This is a genomic window from Microbacterium sp. NPDC056736 (assembly GCF_042790415.1).
GTDB lineage: Bacteria > Actinomycetota > Actinomycetes > Actinomycetales > Microbacteriaceae > Microbacterium.
On the sequence record NZ_JBHTZE010000005.1, the window covers coordinates 113,258 to 131,474 of the forward strand.

The window sequence follows — 18,217 nt, forward strand, 5'->3', positions numbered from 1 at the left end:
CTCGCCCAAGGATACAGCCTGACGAGGGGCTCTCCCCCGCGGGCGAGACGATCCGACCGGTGCGGACACTGACACGGTGAGAGACAATGCGGAGGATGGGGATGGAAGGCGAGATTCCGGCCGGCGACGCCGAGCGCGTGGCGCTGGCCGCGGGTGGGAGCGAGCGCGCATTCCGCGCGCTGTACCGCGCCTATGTGCGTCCGGTGTACTGGCTCGCACACGGTCTGGTCGGCAACCCCGCCGATGCCGAGGAGGTCACGCAGGAGACGTTCCTCGTCGCCTGGCGGAAACTGCCGGGCTTCGACCTCGCGGGCGAGTCGCTGCTGCCGTGGCTCGCGACCATCTGCCGATTCCAATCCGCCAACCGCGTCCGACGGCAGCGGCGCGACCGCGAGCACACCGCGGCGCCCGCTGACGAGAGCCTGCCGGCGACGGTGGACGTCGAGCAGCAGGTGATCGACGAGCGGCTCGCCGAGGCGATCCTGAAGGAGGTCGCCGGCCTCGGCGAGCTCGACCGCGCGATCTTCCGGCTCTGCGCCACGGAGGGTTACGCGTATCAGGCTGCCGCCGACGAGCTCGGGGTCGCGCACGGTGTGGTCCGCAATCGTCTCTCCCGCATCCGCACCCGACTGCGGACTGTCGTGAAGGAGAGCACATGAGCACCCAGCACCCGGCCGCCGGCACCCCGGCGCCCCTCCCCGAACTGAGCGACGAGCGCATCGACGAGATCGAGGACGCGCTCTTCTCCGACATCGCCCGCGAGCGATCCCAGCGCTCGGCGCGCGGTCGCCGCCGGAGCCGGCTGTGGGTGGCGGGCGGCGCCGCGGCCGCGGTCATCGTCGTCGCGGCGGTGATCGCGCCGTCGGTGGGTCAGCTCGTGGGCGGAGTCGGCGGCGCCTCGGACCAGTCCGCCGTCGCTCCGCTCGCCCCCGCCGACTCCGACGGCGGCGGCGCGGCATTCGACGCCCCCGCGGAGGAGTCGCGCGGGCCGGAAGGGCTCACCACTGCGCCGGGCGCCTCCGACGATGCCTCCGGCGTCGCGCAGTCCGAGCGCGACATCATCACCACGGCGACGGCCACCGTCGAGGTCGACGATGCCGATGCCGCCGCGCGGTCCATCGGCAATTCGGCGGTCGCCCACGGCGGCTACGTCGAGTCGATGAGCGTGGGCCGTGACGGCAGCGTCCAGCCCCTCGAACCCATGGAAGGCGGGGTCGTCTACGACAGCTCGTATCCGTACCCTTATCCGGTGCCGACCGACGGGGCGTGGATCACCGTCCGGGTGCCCGCCGACGAGCTGGCGAGCGTCATCGGCGAGCTGGACGATGTCGGCGAGGTGACCGCGTCGAGCGTCGATCGCCAGGACGTCACGGAGCAGACGGTCGACCTGCAGGCGCGAATCGACGCGGCGCAGGCCTCCGTCGATCGCCTCACCGACCTCATGGCGCAGGCGGAGACGGTCGCCGACCTCCTCACCGCGGAGTCCGCCCTTTCGGAGCGCCAGGCGCAGCTGGAGTCGTACCAGCAGCAGCTCGAGATGCTGGACGACCAGGTCGCCATGTCCACGCTGTCGGTGACGGTGGTGCCCGAGGTCGACATCGTCGCCGCAGACCCCGCCGGCTTCGGCGACGGGCTCGCGGCCGGGTGGAACGGGCTCGTCGCGACGCTGAACGGCATCGTCGTGGCCATCGGGTTCCTGATCCCGTGGCTGGCCGTCGCCGCGTTCGCGGCGCTCCTCGTCTGGGGCATCGTGCACCTGGTCCGCGGCCGGCGGAGGCAGTCGCGCACCGCCGACGGGTCGACCCCGACGCCGGCATCCGCGGCGGAGGCGCACGAGGATCGCCCGCAGTGACACGCCCGCGTCAGCCCGGCTGAGGCGATGATGAGAAGAGCCCCCGGTCCGCATGGACCGGGGGCTCTTCGCCGTGGTGACCCCAGCGGGATTCGAACCCGCGTTACCGCCGTGAGAGGGCGGCGTACTAGGCCGCTATACGATGGGGCCGTACAGCGTGCCGCAGCTGAACTGCGACGGTGTTGCCCGACTGGTGACCCCAGCGGGATTCGAACCCGCGTTACCGCCGTGAGAGGGCGGCGTACTAGGCCGCTATACGATGGGGCCGTTCAGGCAACCGTTCGATTATGCCACGGCGCGCATTCCCTCTCCAAATCGGTGCCGCCGGCGGCCCCGCCCTCGGGTCGCGCTTGCTCCGGTGGGCGGGTGGCGGTTGACTCGACGCATGCGAGTCACCAAGTTCGAGCACGCGACCGTCACCCTCGTCGACGCCGGACGGACGCTCATCATCGACCCCGGATCCTTCACCGCGCCCCTGGGCGAGCTCGAACCCGTCGTGGCGGTCGTCCTCACCCACGAGCACCCCGACCACTGGACGCCGGACCACCTGGACCGGATCCTGGCGACCTCGCCCGGCGTCCCGATCTACGGCCCCGAGGGGGTGGCGAGGGCCGCCGCGGGGTACGACATCACGATCGTGCACCCCGGTGACGTCGTGGAGGCCGACCCGTTCCGCCTCGAGTTCTTCGGCGGCAGGCACGCGGTGATCCACGAGACGATCCCCGTGGTCGACAACGTCGGCGTGCTGGTGAACGACCAGTTCTACTACCCCGGCGACTCCTACGCCGTCCCCGATGGCCGCGACGTGAAGCTTCTCGCCTCCCCCGTGGGCGCGCCGTGGCTCAAGATCGGCGAGGCCATGGACTTCGTGCTCGCGGTGGCCCCGCGGCGGGTGTTCGGCACGCACGACATGACGCTGTCCGTGGCCGGACGCGACATGGGAAGGTCCCGGCTGCGGTGGGCGGCCGAGCAGGGCGGCGGCGAGCTCGTCGTGCTCGACCCCGGTCAGAGCACCGACATCTGACGCTCCCCGGACGCGGACGACGGATGCCGCAGCGGCTTCGACCCGCGGCATCCGTCGTCACGTCTTCCCGGCCTCGGGCCGGAGCGGTTCTCTACTGGGCGTCGAGGTCGGTCTCCAGGAGTGCGACGAGCGCGTCGAGAGCCTCGTCGGCGCCGTCCCCCTCGGCCTTGAGCGTCACGACCGTCCCCTGCGATGCACCCAGGCCCATGAGCGACAGGATGCTGCCCGCGTTCAGGTCGGGGCCGCCGTCGACGGCGATCGTGACGGGGACGGACTGCGCCTGCACCGCCTGCACGAAGAGCTTCGCGGGGCGCGCGTGCAGCCCCGAGCTGCTGGCGATGGTGGCCTGACGTTCTGCCATGGTTCTCTCCTGTCTGCGTCGGACCTCGACCGGCCGACTTTCCGATTCTGTCTGAGGAGGCCTCAGGCCGCCACGGGTACGGCCGTGTCGGGCGCCTCGGCCTCTTCGAGCTCCTTGCGGCCCACCCACCTCTTGAGGGCGACGACGATGAGGGCGGTCACCACGGTTCCGGCGGCGATCGCCACCAGGAAGCCCCAGATGGGATTGATCGCGAACAGCACGAACACGCCGCCGTGCGGGGCGAGCGACTGCACCGCGAACGCCATGCTCAGCGCGCCGGTCACCGCGCCGCCCACCATGGAGGCGGGGATGACGCGCAGCGGATCCGCGGCGGCGAAGGGGATGGCGCCCTCGCTGATGAAGGCGGCGCCGAGGAGCCACGCCGCCTTGCCGTTCTCCCGCTCGACGGGCGGGAACAGGTTGCGTGCGAGGACGGTCGAGGCGAGCGCCATCGCGAGCGGCGGCACCATCCCCGCGGCCATCACGGCGGCCATGATGTAGTACGGCGTCGGGTTCTCGGGCGACCCGGCGGCGAGCCCCGCCACGGCGAAGGCGTACGCGACCTTGTTGATCGGACCGCCGAGGTCGAAGCACATCATGAGTCCGAGGATGACGCCCACGACCACGATGCCCGCCGTGCCGGCGAGATCGGTCAGCCAGACGTTGAGCCACTCCATCAGCGTCGCGATGGGGCGTCCCAGGAACAGGATCATCAGCCCGGATGCCACGATCGAGGCGAGGAGCGGGATGATGACGACCGGCATGAGCCCGCGGAGCCAGCGGGGCACGCGCCACGATCCGATCCACCATGCCGTGACTCCGGCGAGCAGTCCGCCCACGATGCCGCCGATGAAGCCGGCGTTCATGAGCACGGCGACCGCGCCGGCGACGAAGCCGGGCGCGATGCCCGGGCGGTCGGCGATCGCGAAGGCGATGTAGCCCGCGAGCGCCGAGACCAGGAAGCCCATCGAGGTGCTTCCGATCATGAAGAACACCGAGCCGAGGTACTGGCCGAGCGGTCCGTAGTTCGAGGTGATCTCCTCGGTCGGCAGATCCCACAGCGAATTCTGCACGATGACGTTCGCGGCGTTGTCGGTGACGTTGTAGCCGCCCAGGAGGAAGCCCAGCGCGATGAGCAGGCCGCCGCCCGCGACGAAGGGGATCATGTAGCTGACGCCGGTGAGGAGGATGCGCTGGATGCGGGCGCCCCACGACATCGTCTCGGCAGGAGCGGCCGTCGCCGCGGCCGCCTCGCCGCCCACGCGCGTCGCCGTGGGGTCCTTGGCCGCGGCCACCGCCTCGGCGATGAGCCGGCCGGGCTGCTCGATGCCCCGCTTGACGCCCGCGCGGACGACGGGCTTGCCCGCGAAGCGCTGCGGCTCGCGCACGTCCACGTCCGTGGCGAAGATCACCGCGTCGGCGTCGCGGATGACATCGCCGGGCAGCGCCTGGTAGCCGCTGGAGCCCTGCGGCTCGACGACGAGATCGACGCCCGCCTTCTTGCCCGCCGCGGTCAGCGCGTCGGCGGCCATGAAGGTGTGCGCGATGCCGGTGGCGCACGCCGTCACGGCGACGATCCGTGCGGGACGGCCGTCGATGTCGGACCCCGCGGCGGGCGCCGGGGCCGGGGCGGCTGCCGCCGGGGCGGTCGCCGCGACGGGCGCGGCCGCCGGTGCGGCGCCGCCCTCGCCGATCGCCGCCTGCACGATCGTGACGACCTCCTCGTCGGTCTTCGCGGCCCGCAGACCCGAGGTGAAGTCCTCCTGCATGAGGCTGCGCGCGAGCTTGGAGAGCACCGCGAGGTGCGCCTCCGCGGCGTCCGCGGGCGCGGCGATCAGGAAGACGAGGTCTGCGGCGCCGTCCGGGGCGCCGAAGTCCACGCCCGGCTTCAGCCGCGCGAAGGCGAGCGACGGCGTCGTGACGGCGGCGCTCTTCGCGTGCGGGATGGCGATGCCGCCCGGAAGGCCGGTCTCGTCCTTCTGCTCGCGCGCCCAGGCGTCGTCGAACAGCGCCTCGGCGTCGGTCGCGCGACCCTGCGCGACCACGCGCGCGGCGAGCGAGCGGATGACGGCGGACTTGTCGGCCCCCAGAGGGGCGTCCAGGCTCACCAGGCCTGTCGTGATGGTGTCGGACACGGTGACCTCCTGCGGTCGGGTGTGGTGGTGGTTCAGGTGAGGCGGGTGACGGGCACGTCGCCGGGGGGAAGGTCTGCGGGGCTGGGCGCCTGGGTGCCGGGGAGGGATGCCGCGGCGGCGCCGTAGCGGACAGCCAGGCGCAGGCACTCGTCGGGATGGGCGCCGCGGCTGTGGGCGAGGACGAAGCCTGCCAGCGAGCTGTCGCCGGCGCCGACCGTGCTCACCACCCGGATGGGCGGCGGGGTCGCCGCCCACGCGCCGTCGGAGCGGACGAGCACCGCGCCGCGCGAGCCGAGCGTGACCAGTGCGGCTCCGACACGGGACGGGACGAGCGATCGTGCGACCTCGACGACGGCACGGACGTCGGCGGCTGCCGGCGCGATGCCCGCGAGCTCGGCCAGTTCGTCGTCGTTGGGCTTGATGAGGTCGGGCGCTCCGGCGGCGACCACGGCGGCGAGGGCCGCGCCGGAGGTGTCGACCGCGATGAGCGGCGCTGCGTCGCCGTGCGCATTGCGGACGGCGCGGATCACGCGGACGTAGAAGTCGTCCGGCGCCCCCGGCGGGAGCGAGCCTGCCAGGACCAGCCAGCGCGCGCCGGCGGACACGGCGACGACCTCGTCCACGACGGCGGCCGCATCGGCGGCCGACAGCTCGGCGCCGGGCAGGTTGAGCTTGGTGGTGACCCCGGCCGGGTCGGTGATGGCGATGTTGGCCCGCACGCGTCCGGTGATCGGCACCCGGCGCGCGTCCACGCCCGCTCCGGCCAGCGCGGCCTCGAACGGGTCGCCGTGCGCCAGCGGCAGCACTGCGCGGCACTCCTCCCCCGCAGCGGTGACGACGCGGGCCACGTTGATCCCCTTGCCGCCGGCGTCCTCCCGCGCCGAGAGGGCGCTCTGCACGTCGCCGATCTGCAGGGGCGCCGGGAGGGTGACCGTGCGATCGAGCGAAGGGTTGGCGGTGAGCGTGACGATCATGTGAGCCAGACCTCCACTTCGGCCTCCGCGAGCGCGGCGGCGAGTTCGGCGTCGGGTGCGGCATCCGTCACCAGCACGTCGACGTCCGACAGCGGCGCGAATCCGACGAGGAGCTCCGCGCCCAGCTTGTCGGCGTCGGCGACGACCACGACGCGCTGCGCCGCCCGCACGATCGCCCGCTTCACGGCGGCCTCGTCCGGGTCCGGCGTGCTCAGGCCGAAGCCGGCGGACACGCCGTTGGTGCCGATGAAGGCGACGTCCGGGCGGAGGAACCCGATCGCACCCACCGTGTCGGCGCCGACGGCGGCGGCGGTGAGCCCGCGGACGCGACCGCCGATGAGCGACAGCGATGACCCCGGAACAGCCGCGAGGGCGTGCCCGAGGGCGAGGGAGTGCGTGACCACCTCGATGCGGGCGCCGGACAGGCGCGGTGCCAGCGCCGCCGCGACGGCGCCCGTCGTCGTGCCGGCGTCGAGGAAGACCGAGCCGCTGAAGTCGGGGCCGAGGGCGTCCAGTGCGCGACGGGCGATGGCGGCCTTGGCGCTGCCATGGCGTTGCTCGCGCTCGGCGAGGGAGGGCTCACGGGTGCTGGCGCGCTCGCGACCGACTGCTCCCCCGTGCACGCGGCGGAGGGCCCCCGTGGACTCGAGGTGATCGAGGTCGCGGCGGATCGTCTCGGTCGTGACGTCGAAGCGTTCGGCGAGGTCGACGACACTGACACGCCCCTGCGCGGCCAGCAGCAGTTCGATCTGCTCGTGGCGCTCCGTCGCGTACATGTGGTGCAACCCTCCAGTGGGAATTCCCACACGATACAACACATTCCCACATGAACACAACCGGATATTCTCGACGGGTGCCCGACAAGCCCGCCGCAGAGGTCCGCATCGATGAGCACCTGATCCGGCAGCTGCTGGCCGCCCAGGCCACCGGCGCCGTCCCCGATGCCCCTGACCTGCCGCTGGTCAAGGTCGCCGAGGGCTGGGACAGCGAGGTCTGGCGCCTGGGCGAGCGCTACGCGGTGCGGCTCCCCCGGCGGGCGCTCGCCGCCCCGCTCGTGCTCCACGAGCAGCTCGTGCTGCCGGACATGGCGGAGCGCCTCACCCTCGTCGGGGTGCGCGTGCCCGCGCCGGTCGTCGCCGGCACCCCGGCGGCGGGGTTCCCGTGGGCGTGGTCGGTCGTGCCGTGGATCGACGGCGATCGCGGCATCGACGTGCCCCGCCGTGCCCGTCACGGCTGGGCGGAGCCGCTCGCGGCGGCGCTCCGCGCGCTCCACATCGAGGCTCCCGAGGGTCACCCAGTGAACCCCGTCCGCGGTCAGGCGCTCGCGACCCGGGTCCCGGCGTTCCGCGATCGACTCGGGGCACTGCGCGACGCCGAGGCGATCGATCCCGCCACCGCGGAGCTGCTGGAGGACGCGTGGCACGCGGGGCTCTCGGCGGCCGCGTGGAGCCGTGCACCGGTGTGGATCCACGGCGACCTGCACCCGGGCAACCTCGTGTCGCACGACGGCGGACTGGCGGGGATCATCGACTTCGGCGATGTGACCGCGGGCGATCCGGCCTACGACCTCGCCGTGGCGTGGCTCGCCTTCGACGCCGGCGGTCGCGCACGCTTCCGCGCGGCCACCGGCGGCCGCTACGACGCCGCCACCTGGCGCCGCGCGAGGGCGTGGGCCGCCGCGGTCGTGCTCATGCTCCTGCTGCACAGCGACGACGATCCCGACTACCGCGCACTGGGGACGGATGCCGCGGCCGAGGTCATCGCCGACGACGGCGCCTGATCAGCCGGCGGGAGTGCTGCCGCGGGCGAGCCGCTTCAGAGGTCCCGGCTGCTGATCACGTCGCTGGCCGCGATCTTGAGGACACCTCCCTCGTCCTGGAAGCGGTAGGCCGTCACCTCCTCCACGACCCGGCCGTCGCGGAAGGTGTAGGTGAGGGTCGCCTGTCCGCTGTCGGGCCCCGAGGCGCTGACATCCGTGACCGTGAGATCGGCGACCTGGGACCAGAAGGCCTCGTATCCGTCGCGTCCGCCGGCGTGGTTCTCCTGGTAGTCGGCGGTCATCAGCGGCCAGGCGCTCTCGCGGTCCTCCGGCATCAGGGCGTAGTACCCCGCGATGGTGTCGACGACCCGCTGCTCGGGGGTCACCGGGGCCGGCGTGGGCTCGGGCTGTTCCTCCGGCGGCGGTGCGGTCGACTGCGGCGTCGATGCCGCGGGCGACTCGGTCTCCGGCTCGGAGGTCGGAGCAGGATCGGCGTCGGCCGTCTCCGACGTGGCCGGATCCGCGACGCCCGGGTCGCCCTGCACCGACGCGAAGAGGAAAGCGGCGCCGAGGCCCACGGCGACCAGCAGCGCGAGGACGCCTGCGATGACACCCGCGCGGCGCCGGGTGGTCCCAGGTGCCGTCGCCCGGTCGCCCTCCGCGGGCACCGTCGGATGCTCGGAGACCGCGGCGGATGCGCCGGCGGCCGCGGGTGCGAGACGCTCCGTCTCGGCGGCGTGCACGTCGCGCGCAGTGGCCTCATCGATGGGAACGGTCGCGCCCGTGGGCAGTCGCTCCGTCGGCGGCGTGGCCGGGCCCGGATCCGCGGTGACTGCCGCCGCGCCCGGGCTCGCGTCCGGTTGTGGAGCGGTGACGGATGCCTCGACGGCATCCGGCGCCGACCCCGCCGCGGTCTCCGCCTCCGGCGCCACGGTCTCCGCCTCCGGCGCCACTGTCTCCGCCTCGGGCGCCACTGTCTCCACCACCGGCACCTCGGTCTCTGCCTCCGGCACGGGCTGGCCGACGGTGGGAGCGTCGAAGCCCAGGGCGACGAGTCCTGCCGCGGCACCGCGCTCGCCGGCGTCCTCCTCGCCCCCGATGCCAGCGAGCGCGTCGGCGACGGACTCCATCGACGGCCGGCGCTTGGGCTGCGCCGCGAGCATCTTGCGCAGCAGCGGCGCCAACGGCCCCGCGCGCCGCGGCGCCGGATAGCCGCCGCGGGCGACCCGGTGCAGGAGCGCGATGGAGTTCCGGTCGGTGCCGAAGGGCGGCTCACCCTCTACGACGGCGTAGAGCGTCGACCCGAGCGAGAACACATCGGAGGCGAAACTGGTGGGCAGCCCGCGCGCGACCTCCGGCGCGAGGTAGGCGGGGGTGCCGTGGATCATGCCCGTCGCGGTGATGGTCGCATCGCCCAGGGCATGCGAGATCCCGAAATCGCTGATCATCGCGGACCCGTCCGCCGTGATGAGGATGTTGCCGGGCTTCACATCACGGTGGACGATCTTGAGCCGGTGGGCTGCCGCCAGTGCAGACGCGACCTGCGCGCCGATCCGTGCCGTCTCATCGGGCGGGAACGCGCCCCGTTCACGAAGCAGCTCGGAGAGCGGAGTCGATTCGAGGAGCTGCATGACGATGCAGGGCTGGTCGTCGTGCTCCACGACGTCGTACACCGTCACGGCGTGCGGGTGGTGCAGCCCGGCCGTGATCTGCGCCTCGCGCATGGCTCGGTCGGTGGCGATCTGACGCTCCTCATCGGTCAGCTCGGGCTGCGTGCGCAGCATCTTCAGCGCGACCGGCCGCCGCAGGCGGGTGTCCCAGGCCTGCCACACGATGCCCATGCCGCCCGCGCCCAGCATCTTGACCAGCCGGTAGCGCTCGGCGACGAGGGCGGAAGGTGTGCTCATGCGTCTGCCGTCCGTCGAACCACGTCAGAAGGCTACGCGCGCTCCCGCCGTGCCCGAGGGGGTTGCGCCGGCCCCCGCGGTGTGGAAGCGGCCCCCTCAGCGCCCCGCTGCGGTGAACAGCTCGCCTCCGGTCTGGTCGAGCAGCGCGCGCGCTGCGGCGCGCCCGGACTCGACCAGCCGATCGAACTGGTGGAACTCCAGGAAGCCGACTCCCATGGAGTGGGGTGTGATGACCCACGCGCCCTGGCGCTGGGCCTGTGCCGCGTCTCCCCCGCTGATCATGAAGGTGCGCATCATCGTCTCGCCCAGGGGCGGGATGCGCACCGGCCGGGGCGGCTCTCCCGGCGCCGACGGCGGCCTGCGACTGCTCGCCGAGATGTTGACCGCGACGACGGGCCCCTCGGCCCGCTCGACCATGGTGTCCACGGGCAGGTTGTCCAGCACGCTGCCGTCCACCAGGAGCCGGCCGTCACTGACGATCGGCGTGAACACGACCGGCAGTCGCGACGTCGCCCTGACCGCTTCGACGAGGGGACCGCTGCGGTGCACCACGGCGGTGCGGGCGAGGAGGTCCGTGCTGACGCAGCGGAATCCGCGCGGGAGCTCCTCGATCCGCCAGTCGCCGTACGATCGCACGAGCGATCGCTGCACGCGCCCGCCTCGTACCAGTGAGGTCCGTGGCAAACCGTAGTCGCTGAACAGGTCGTTGCGGACCAGTTCCCGGTACGCCACGTCGGCGACCTCGCCGGCGTCGACGCCGGTCGCGTACGACGCCGCGATCACCGCTCCCATGCTGGTGCCGGCGATGCGGTCGATCCGGATGCCCGCCGCCTCGAGCTCGAGCAGGACGCCGATGTGGCTGAGCGCCCGCGCTCCCCCGCCGCCGCACACGATCGCCAGCGACCTGCCCGCGAGGCGGTCGACGAGCCCGCGGAGCCCGGTGGGCAGGCCGGTCGCGGTGAGGTCGTCGCGCGTCAGCTCGCTGAAGCGCCACGGGTCCACGGCATCGAGCCACGCACGCCGGGCGTCCCGCGCGAGCCCTGAGCGCGACGCAGCGACCAGCACGAGCTCCGGCCGGTTCGCCGCGCTGCGTGGCACGTGCTCCGGCGCGTCCTCCGCCACCGCCACCAGCACGGCCGCGTCCGCCTCGCGCAGACACCTGTCGACCCATTCGCCGTCCGCGGCCGCCGCGACGAGGAGCACCAGCTCGTTGGTCCGCTCCGCGCGGTCGATCTCCTCCGGCACGTGCGGGCCGCGCAGCGTCTCGACGCGCAGGTGGGCGGACAGGCCGTGGCGGAGGAGCTCGGCGATGTCTTCCACCGGGGCACCTCGGCCTGCGCCGACCACGGCGACGAGACCGGGGCGGGAGGCGCGGCGACCGGTGGGCGGGCTGGCGTCCGTCAGCTGCCGGGCGAGCGCCGCGACGAGGGCCGACAGCGCGGCCGGATCGTTGCCGATCGCCTCGTCGAGCACCGCACGCGGCACCTCCAGCACGCGGCACTCGCGCCGGGCCCGGATCGACGCGGAGCGGACGCCTCCCGTCAGCAGCGCCAGCTCCCCGACGACGGCGCCCGGTCCCAGCTCGCGCACCACCTGGCCGCCGATGACGACCTCGGCGCGGCCGGCGAGCAGGACGAACATCGACGATGCCGGGTCGCCCTGCTGAAGCATCCATTCGCCCGCCGGAATCGTTCGCTGCGGAGCGGTCCGCTCGATCCGGTCGCGCACCGCGGCCGGCAGCCGCGCGAAGAGGGATTCCTCGACCGGCGGCACTGCGCGCCGCATGAGCACTCCGGTGTCAGCGGCCGGCTCATGAAGCCGTGAGCCCTCGATCGCCTCGGTCGAGGGGTCCTCCGCCGCGGCGCGCACGCGCCCCAGGAACAGGGTGATCACCGCGCCGAGCGCGAACGAGGCGATGCACAGCCGCCATCCGTCTCGCAGGTCGTCCACGATGGTCAGCGCGGTGGGCGCGCCGATGATCACGACGAGGAGGGCGACGCCGATCGTGCCGCCGATCTGGCGCGCGCTGGAGATGACCGCGGACGCCGTCGCATAGCGCCCGCCGGGCTGCGTCACCAGGGTGGCCGCCGCGAGCAGCGGCAGCGTAGCGCCGACGCCGATCCCGCTGATGACCTGACCGGGCAGCCACTGCGCCCAGAAATCCGGTGTGACGTCGACGACGGTGAGATACCAGACGTACCCGAGGGCCCAGACGACGAACCCCGCGGCGATGACCCACCGATAGCCGAGCCGCGCGGCCACCGGCTCGAGGGCCGCGGCGGTGACCGCGGCGACGACGGCGCCGGGCACGAGCGCGAGGCCTGCTTCCAGGATCGAGTACTGCCACACGTACTGCAGCCAGAGCACGTTGTTGAGCAGATACGCGAAGAAGCCCACACCGGCGACGAGCGTGACGATGTTCGCCACGAGGAACGGCCGGTTGCGCATCATCGCCAGATCCAGCACGGGCACCGGATGCCTCATCGAACTGAGCACGAACGCGCCGAGCAGCACGACCGCGCCGACGACGGTCGCCCACAGCGCGATGCTGGACGCGCCCCACTCCGATCCCTTGATGATCGCGAGGGTGATGAGCCCCAGAGAACCCGCCAGAAGCACGGCGCCGAGCAGATCGGGCGTGCGCCGGCGGCCCGGTGCCCGGCTGTTGACGAGGAGGCCCCGCCCGAGCCACCACGCCAGCACGCCGAGCGGCAGGTTGATCCAGAACGCCCAGCGCCAGCCGCCGGCTTCGACGAGGATGCCGCCGATGGGAGGGCCGAGACCCGCGGCGACGGCGGCGGCGGCCGCCCACAGCCCCACCGCCCGCGCGCGCCTCCCCGCCGGCGCGCCCTCGATCACCACGGCCAGCGACGCGGGCACGAGCATCGCGGCGCCGAGCGCCTGCAGCACGCGCGCGGCGACCAGCAGGCCTACGTTCGGCGCGACGGCGCACACCAGCGACGCCAGCGTGAAGAGACCGACCCCCACGAGGTACAGGCGCCGGCGGCCGACCACATCGCTGAGCCGGCCGAAGACGATCATGAAGGAGGCGAAGACGATGTTGTACGCGTTGAGCACCCACGAGATCGTGCCGATCGATGCGTCGGGGAAGTCCTCGCGCATGCTCGGGAATGCGATGTTCACGATCGTCGCATCGAGGAACGCCAGCAGCGCCCCGAAGGATGCCACGAGCAGCACCGTGCGACCCGGGATGCGGCTCGGTCGCGTCGCCGCGCGCGGCGTCGCGCGCGGCAGATCGGGGCCGGTCCCCACGCGAGACTCGGTCGCCATGCCGCAAGGATGCGGGAGCTGCCGTGACGAAACCTCAGTGATCTCACGGATCTTTTCCGCCCCGGCGCAGGCGAGTCTGAGAGGACCCGATGCGTGAGGAGCCGCGCCATGCCGTCTCACCCGATCCGGGCCGCGCGCCAGCCCGTCGCCGTCATCGCCGCGCTCCTGCTCGCGACCCTGCTCGTCCCCGCCGCGCCGGCGTCCGGTGCGTCGCTGCCCAAGCCCACGTCGATGACCGCGGTGGCACGCACTGATCCGGCGATCGCGGCGCAGCTGACGGGCGTGCCGGACGCCTCGCTCCCCGCGGTGCTGGCCGCTGCCGGGACGCCGTTCGTGGTCGAGGTCTCACTGTGGAACGGGACCGAACCGGCGGCGTATCCGACCGCGACGACGGTGTCGCTCACCGCCCCCGGTCCCGGTCGGCTCAGCGTCGCGCAGGCCACCATCCCGGCGGGCGCCTCGCACGTGTCCATCACCACGTCGTACTCCGCCGCCACCGCCGCGATCCAGATCACGGCCAGCGCCGCCTACAAGAGGGCGGTCCTCGCGGCGACCACCGCTTCGTTCCCCGTGGACCTCACGCTCAACCTGCTCGACGGTCAGTCGCCCGCGCTGAAGAGCGGTGCCGCCGGGGCGGACGGGAGCGGATGCACGACGGTGGACGCATCGCGGCCGATGTGCGGCATCCTGTCGCTGCCCAACGGCGCGGCCGGCAGCGTCGCGCTCTCGCTCGGTCTCTGCCCGGCCGACTCGGCGTGCCGGCCCGGCGGCCTGGTGACGCAGTTCCTCGCCGACATGGAGGGGCTCTACACCCGCACGAGCCCGGCCCGGATGACCATCGTGTGCGACAAGACGGTGTGCGGGCAGGGCGGCGTGCCGCAGTACCGTGCGCAGTGGTCGCAGACGGCCGCGGGCGCACTCGAGACGACCGCGACATGCCCCGCCAAGGGCGTCATCGGCGACGGACAGGAGTACTGCACCGACACCGCGGCGAGCACCCGCGACAACGCCGGCGATCTCCGCCTCGTGGTGCTGTTCCTGCGGGATGTGCGCGGCACCATCAAGTAGGCGCCGCCCTCAGCCCACCACCCCGAGCGAGTCCAGCACACGCCGGGCGTCCGTCCGCAGCCGCTCGTCGGCCGTGGCCTCGGCGAGGGCGAGGCGCAGCAGCGCCGGCTCGTATCCGCCATACGTCCCGGTGTTGAGCAGCAGCCCCTCCCGGGCGGCCACCGCGGCCGGTTCGACGAGCCCCAGGCCCACGAGGATCTGCGCCCGTATGCGGTGCAGGCGGGCGAGCGTGTCCGGTGCCTTCCCCGCGGCAGCGGTGATCGTCCGGTCCACGAGGTCGAGCGCCTCGGCGGATCGCCCATCGGCCGCCAGGGCCTCCGCGTGCGCGGCATCCAGCAGTGCCACCTCCGTCGCCAGGTCCAGACCCGAGAGCACAGCCCGCGCACGGTCGAAGGACACCCACGCCCGTGCGCGGTCTCCGGACCCGGCCTGGGCACGCGCCTGCTCGCGCAGCGCGAGGCCGACGAGCTCCTCGTCGTCGACACGACGCGCGAGGTGGAGTGCATCGGCAAGCGCAGCGAGCGCCTGCCGGTGACGCCCCTGCGCGACCAGCACGTCCGCCTGGTTGTACAGCGCGGTCGCCTCGTCGGCGTCGTCGCCGAGCCGGTGGAAGCCGGCTGCCGCGCGGGCGAAGGCGTCGATCGCTTCGTTCCAGTCGCCGGCGTTGTACGCGTCGATCGCGAGGTTGTTGAGAGTGAGCGTCTGTCCGCTGAGGTCGCCGAGGCGCATGTAGAGGTCCAGAGCGAGCTGCCCGTACGGGCGGTCCTCGTGAAGCGCCGAGGCTCCATACGACAGGTGGAGGGCGTTGCACGCGTTGGCGAGCACCTCCTCGTCGTGCGAGGCCTCCGCCCACTCGACCGCGCGCCGGCCCCAGCGCACCGCCTGCGCGTCTCGATGCTGCAGGTGGAGGCAGAAGCCGTACCACGTGGCGATGCGGGAGCGGACGGCGTCCGCCGCCCGTCCGTCGACCCCGTCCAGCACGCGCATAGCGCGGGTGAGCTGCGCCAGCGCGGCGCGGTATCTCCCGAGGCGCAGCGTGATGCGCGCCTCCTTGTGCAGCAGGTCGGCCGTGGCGACGGGGTCACCGCGCAGATCGCGCCGCGCGCGTCGCAGCGCGGTGAGGGCACCGGCGGAGTCGCCCGACATGTCGAGGCACTCGCCCAGGGCGACCGCGGCCGCGGAGCGCTCCGCGGGCGGCTCGGGCAGCTGCGCCGCCGCCTCCAGCGCGCGGGCGTAGAACGCCGCGGCCTGGGCGAAGGCGTACTTCGCGCGGGCCTCCTCGCCGGCGCGCAGCGAGTACAACCAGGCTCGGTCGAAGAGTCCGGCCTCATGGAAGTGGAGGCTGAGCAGGTCGGCGCCGGCCGCGGTCCCCGCGGAGGCCTCGAGCGTCACCGCGACGCGCTCGTGCATCCGCCTGCGCAGGCGGAAGGGCAGCCCGGCGTAGGCGACGTCGCGAACCATCGCGTGCCGGAACTCGAGCTCGCCGCCCTCCGACACCCGCACGAACTCGCGAAGGCGGTCGGCGAGGGCATCCGCGGTCACCGGCTCGGCGTGCACCTGCGCCAGCGTGGCCGCATCGAACCGCGCGCCGAGCACCGCCGCGAGCCGCAGCAGCGTGCGGTCGCCGGGCGGGAGCCGGTCGATGTCGACCAGCAGCAGCGCCTCGACGGTTACGGGCAGGTCGCCGGTCACATCGCCGACGTGGACGCTGGCGGCGAGCGAGGTGAGGAACAGCGGGTTGCCCGCGGCACGGTCGGTCATGGCCGCGAGGGTGTGGCGGCTGGGGAGGGCGCCGTCCACCGCCGACTCGAGCAGCTCGAGGGCCGCCTCCGGTGCCACTCCGCCCAGCTCGATCCGGCGATCGCCGTCTTCGCCGATCAGCGGGACGTGCCCGGAGGGGATCTCGCGTCGCGTCACGATGACGCACCAGGGGTGTCGCGGCGCCTCTTCCTCCAGGCGGAGGAAGAGCGCAGCGGATGCCTCGTCCATCAGGTGCGCGTCCTCCACGACGAGCACGGCCGGCTGGTCGAGGATCGCGGTGAGGAACTCGGTGGTGACCTGCTCGATGCGGCCACGACGGAACCGTTCCTCCAGCTCGTGGACCTCGCGTGTGACAGGCAGATCCAGATCGAGCGTCGCGCCGAGCAGGGGAAGCCATGGCACCAAGTGAGGCGCCTCGCGGCCCACAGTGCGTGTCAGCATCGCCGCCAGGTCGTCGGGGAGGATGTGCGCCCCGGCGCCGAGCACCTGGCGCAGCAGCATCCCGGCCGCCGCGTACGCGGTCTCGGTGTCGTACGTGCTCGGGGCCACGGCCAGCACGCGGGCGGAGCTCGTCGCGACGGCCTCGGCGACCAGACGCGACTTGCCGATCCCGGGCTCGCCCACGACGTCGACGACCGATCCCCGGCCGTCGGACGCCGACGACACCGCGGCGGTCAAGGCCGCGAGCTCGGCGTCGCGACCGACGAACGGCGTCAGCGCCTGCGGCTGCGCGCTGCGGACTTCGCCGACCACCGCGGCGTGCACCGGTGCGCGCCTCCCCTTCACCGTGAAGGGCGCCAGCGGCTCGGCCTCGAACTCCCGGCTCGATTCGCCGATGACCCGTGCGGTCGCGACCACCTGGCCGGGGCTGCCGCGGCCGAGCAGGCGCGCGGCCAGGTTCACGGCGTCGCCCTTGACCGAGTAGGTGCGACGCCACGGCGGACCCAGGTCTCCGGCGAACACGTGGCCCGAGCTGACTCCGACCCGGATGCTCAGCGTGCCCCGGAAGTCGGCGATCGCGCGGGCGGTGCGCAGCATCCGGTCCCCGTCCCGCCCGGCGCTGCGGGGCGCCCCCGCGGTGAGCATGACCTTGCCGCCGTCCACGGCGATGTCCGACTCGAAGAACGTGGCTCCGTGGTCGAGGCACGCCCGCTGGACGGCGACGATCGCCTCGTGGATCGCGTCGGTCGCGTCCCGGGCGCCGCGGAAGCGCAGCAGGGCGTCGGTGCCCGAGAACTGCACGAACCCGATGGTGACGGGCCGGTGCTCGGGTTCTGCCGCTCCGGCGCGCAGGTGCGCACGGATGCCCGGGGGCAGCGTGCCGGCGACGTCCGGCGTGCCGTCGATCTCGGCGTCGAGGCCGGCGGACGCGGCCGGCGCCGCCTGCGGTCGCGGCGGCGAGCGCAGCAGCCGCCCGACCCCTTCGGACCCGTCGACCGCCACCCCCGCACCGAGCAGCCCTTCCGGCATGGCGGCGGCCGCGGCGGCGCTGAGCAGGATCATCCCCGCCCCGCAGGCCTGCTCCACCTTCGCCAGGTGACTCACCTCCGGGCCGGCGGCGATCAGCTCACGGTGGCTGGCCGGGTCGCCCACGAGGAAGAAGTCGAAGCCGGCGGCGCCGGGGTCGCCGGTGCCGGAGTCGGCGCGGTGGATGCCGATCGACATGCGAAGCGTCCCCGATCCCGACCGCTCCGCCTCGTCGGCGCGCGCGAGGTCGCGCAGGGCCGCCCGCATCCGATGCGCGGCGCGCGCGGCGCGGACGGTGTGCGCCTCGCCGCGGAGCAGCAGCAGCACGGCGTCACCGCCCCACTTGATGAGGTCGGCCCCCTCTTCCGACGCCGGTTCCAGCAGCGCGGCGAAGGTGCGATCGAGGGTGTCGCTGATGAGCTCGGCGCCGATGCGGCCTCGCCGTGCGAGCCGCTCGGTCAGCCGGGTGAAGCCCGAGATGTCCGCGAACAGCATCGTGCCCGGCAGGCGGCGGTGACGCTGGTCGGGCGCCGAGATCAGCCATTCGGCGACAAGGCGCGATGCATACGGCAACGCGGGATCACGCGACACGGCGCCCTCCGCCTCCTAGACTCACCG

At 73.5% G+C, this 18,217-nt stretch carries 12 protein-coding genes and 2 tRNA genes; 5 read left to right on the forward strand and 9 right to left on the reverse strand.

Translation table 11 applies throughout. From position 1 onward, the window contains the following. Positions 1–101 precede the first annotated feature (101 nt). Positions 102–659 (forward strand): RNA polymerase sigma factor, encoded by a 558-nt coding sequence (locus ACFRAL_RS11720; protein ID WP_378883011.1) that lies wholly within the window; start codon positions 102–104, stop codon positions 657–659. Then, entirely contained in the window at positions 656–1,852 is a 1,197-nt protein-coding gene (locus tag ACFRAL_RS11725) for a DUF4349 domain-containing protein (protein WP_378883013.1), read from the forward strand. Before ACFRAL_RS11720 ends, ACFRAL_RS11725 begins: the two co-directional genes overlap by 4 nt. Before the next feature lie 74 nt (positions 1,853–1,926). Here ACFRAL_RS11725 and ACFRAL_RS11730 read toward each other — a convergent pair. Together ACFRAL_RS11730 and ACFRAL_RS11735 are read right to left on the reverse strand one after the other, a co-directional pair. Beyond that, positions 1,927–2,002, reverse strand: a tRNA-Glu gene (locus tag ACFRAL_RS11730). Positions 2,003–2,043: 41 nt separating this feature from the next. After that, positions 2,044–2,119: transfer RNA gene (locus ACFRAL_RS11735), tRNA-Glu, on the reverse strand. A gap of 118 nt (positions 2,120–2,237) precedes the next feature. On the opposite strand from ACFRAL_RS11735, the gene ACFRAL_RS11740 reads away from it, so the two are divergent. Further along, complete coding sequence (locus ACFRAL_RS11740) at positions 2,238–2,876, forward strand: MBL fold metallo-hydrolase (protein WP_378883015.1); 639 nt, start codon at positions 2,238–2,240, stop codon at positions 2,874–2,876. 91 nt (positions 2,877–2,967) lie between these two features. On the opposite strand, the gene ACFRAL_RS11745 is transcribed toward ACFRAL_RS11740, so the two are convergent. From ACFRAL_RS11745 to ACFRAL_RS11760, 4 genes are all read right to left on the reverse strand, one after another. Beyond that, complete coding sequence (locus ACFRAL_RS11745) at positions 2,968–3,237, reverse strand: HPr family phosphocarrier protein (RefSeq protein WP_336396900.1); 270 nt, start codon at positions 3,235–3,237, stop codon at positions 2,968–2,970. Between the two features lie 62 nt (positions 3,238–3,299). Continuing rightward, positions 3,300–5,372 (reverse strand): fructose-specific PTS transporter subunit EIIC, encoded by a 2,073-nt coding sequence (locus ACFRAL_RS11750; RefSeq protein ID WP_378883018.1) that lies wholly within the window; start codon positions 5,370–5,372, stop codon positions 3,300–3,302. Positions 5,373–5,404: 32 nt separating this feature from the next. Then, positions 5,405–6,346 (reverse strand): 1-phosphofructokinase, encoded by a 942-nt coding sequence (gene pfkB, locus ACFRAL_RS11755; protein ID WP_378883020.1) that lies wholly within the window; start codon positions 6,344–6,346, stop codon positions 5,405–5,407. Continuing rightward, positions 6,343–7,122, reverse strand: a complete 780-nt coding sequence (locus tag ACFRAL_RS11760) for a DeoR/GlpR family DNA-binding transcription regulator (RefSeq protein WP_336396897.1) — start codon at positions 7,120–7,122, stop codon at positions 6,343–6,345. Before ACFRAL_RS11760 ends, pfkB begins: the two co-directional genes overlap by 4 nt. Positions 7,123–7,199: 77 nt before the next feature. Between ACFRAL_RS11760 and ACFRAL_RS11765 the strand changes: the two genes are divergently transcribed. After that, positions 7,200–8,126 (forward strand): aminoglycoside phosphotransferase family protein, encoded by a 927-nt coding sequence (locus ACFRAL_RS11765; protein WP_378883022.1) that lies wholly within the window; start codon positions 7,200–7,202, stop codon positions 8,124–8,126. Between the two features lie 35 nt (positions 8,127–8,161). Here ACFRAL_RS11765 and ACFRAL_RS11770 read toward each other — a convergent pair whose 3' ends face one another. Then, the gene (locus ACFRAL_RS11770) at positions 8,162–10,012 is read right to left on the reverse strand and encodes a protein kinase (protein ID WP_378883025.1); all 1,851 of its coding nucleotides are present in this window, start codon (positions 10,010–10,012) and stop codon (positions 8,162–8,164) included. A gap of 96 nt (positions 10,013–10,108) precedes the next feature. Continuing rightward, on the reverse strand, positions 10,109–13,303 hold the full coding sequence (locus tag ACFRAL_RS11775) for an MFS transporter (RefSeq protein ID WP_378883028.1): 3,195 nt from the start codon (positions 13,301–13,303) through the stop codon (positions 10,109–10,111). A 108-nt stretch (positions 13,304–13,411) separates the two neighbouring features. Between ACFRAL_RS11775 and ACFRAL_RS11780 the strand changes: the two genes are divergently transcribed. Further along, the gene (locus ACFRAL_RS11780; protein WP_378883031.1) at positions 13,412–14,371 is read left to right on the forward strand and encodes a hypothetical protein; all 960 of its coding nucleotides are present in this window, start codon (positions 13,412–13,414) and stop codon (positions 14,369–14,371) included. A 9-nt stretch (positions 14,372–14,380) separates the two neighbouring features. Here the strand turns inward: ACFRAL_RS11780 and ACFRAL_RS11785 are convergent, their stop codons facing one another. Next, entirely contained in the window at positions 14,381–18,172 is a 3,792-nt protein-coding gene (locus ACFRAL_RS11785) for an AAA family ATPase (protein WP_378883033.1), read from the reverse strand. Positions 18,173–18,217 lie beyond the last annotated feature (45 nt).

Coding starts and splice junctions, on each gene's coding strand:
- ACFRAL_RS11740 (WP_378883015.1), top strand. CDS start 2,238: ATGCGAGTCACCAAGTTCGAGCACGCGACCGTCACCCTCGTCGACGCC.
- pfkB (WP_378883020.1), bottom strand. CDS start 6,346: ATGATCGTCACGCTCACCGCCAACCCTTCGCTCGATCGCACGGTCACC.
- ACFRAL_RS11725 (WP_378883013.1), top strand. CDS start 656: ATGAGCACCCAGCACCCGGCCGCCGGCACCCCGGCGCCCCTCCCCGAA.
- ACFRAL_RS11745 (WP_336396900.1), bottom strand. CDS start 3,237: ATGGCAGAACGTCAGGCCACCATCGCCAGCAGCTCGGGGCTGCACGCG.
- ACFRAL_RS11720 (WP_378883011.1), top strand. CDS start 102: ATGGAAGGCGAGATTCCGGCCGGCGACGCCGAGCGCGTGGCGCTGGCC.
- ACFRAL_RS11780 (WP_378883031.1), top strand. CDS start 13,412: ATGCCGTCTCACCCGATCCGGGCCGCGCGCCAGCCCGTCGCCGTCATC.
- ACFRAL_RS11770 (WP_378883025.1), bottom strand. CDS start 10,012: ATGAGCACACCTTCCGCCCTCGTCGCCGAGCGCTACCGGCTGGTCAAG.
- ACFRAL_RS11775 (WP_378883028.1), bottom strand. CDS start 13,303: ATGGCGACCGAGTCTCGCGTGGGGACCGGCCCCGATCTGCCGCGCGCG.
- ACFRAL_RS11760 (WP_336396897.1), bottom strand. CDS start 7,122: ATGTACGCGACGGAGCGCCACGAGCAGATCGAACTGCTGCTGGCCGCG.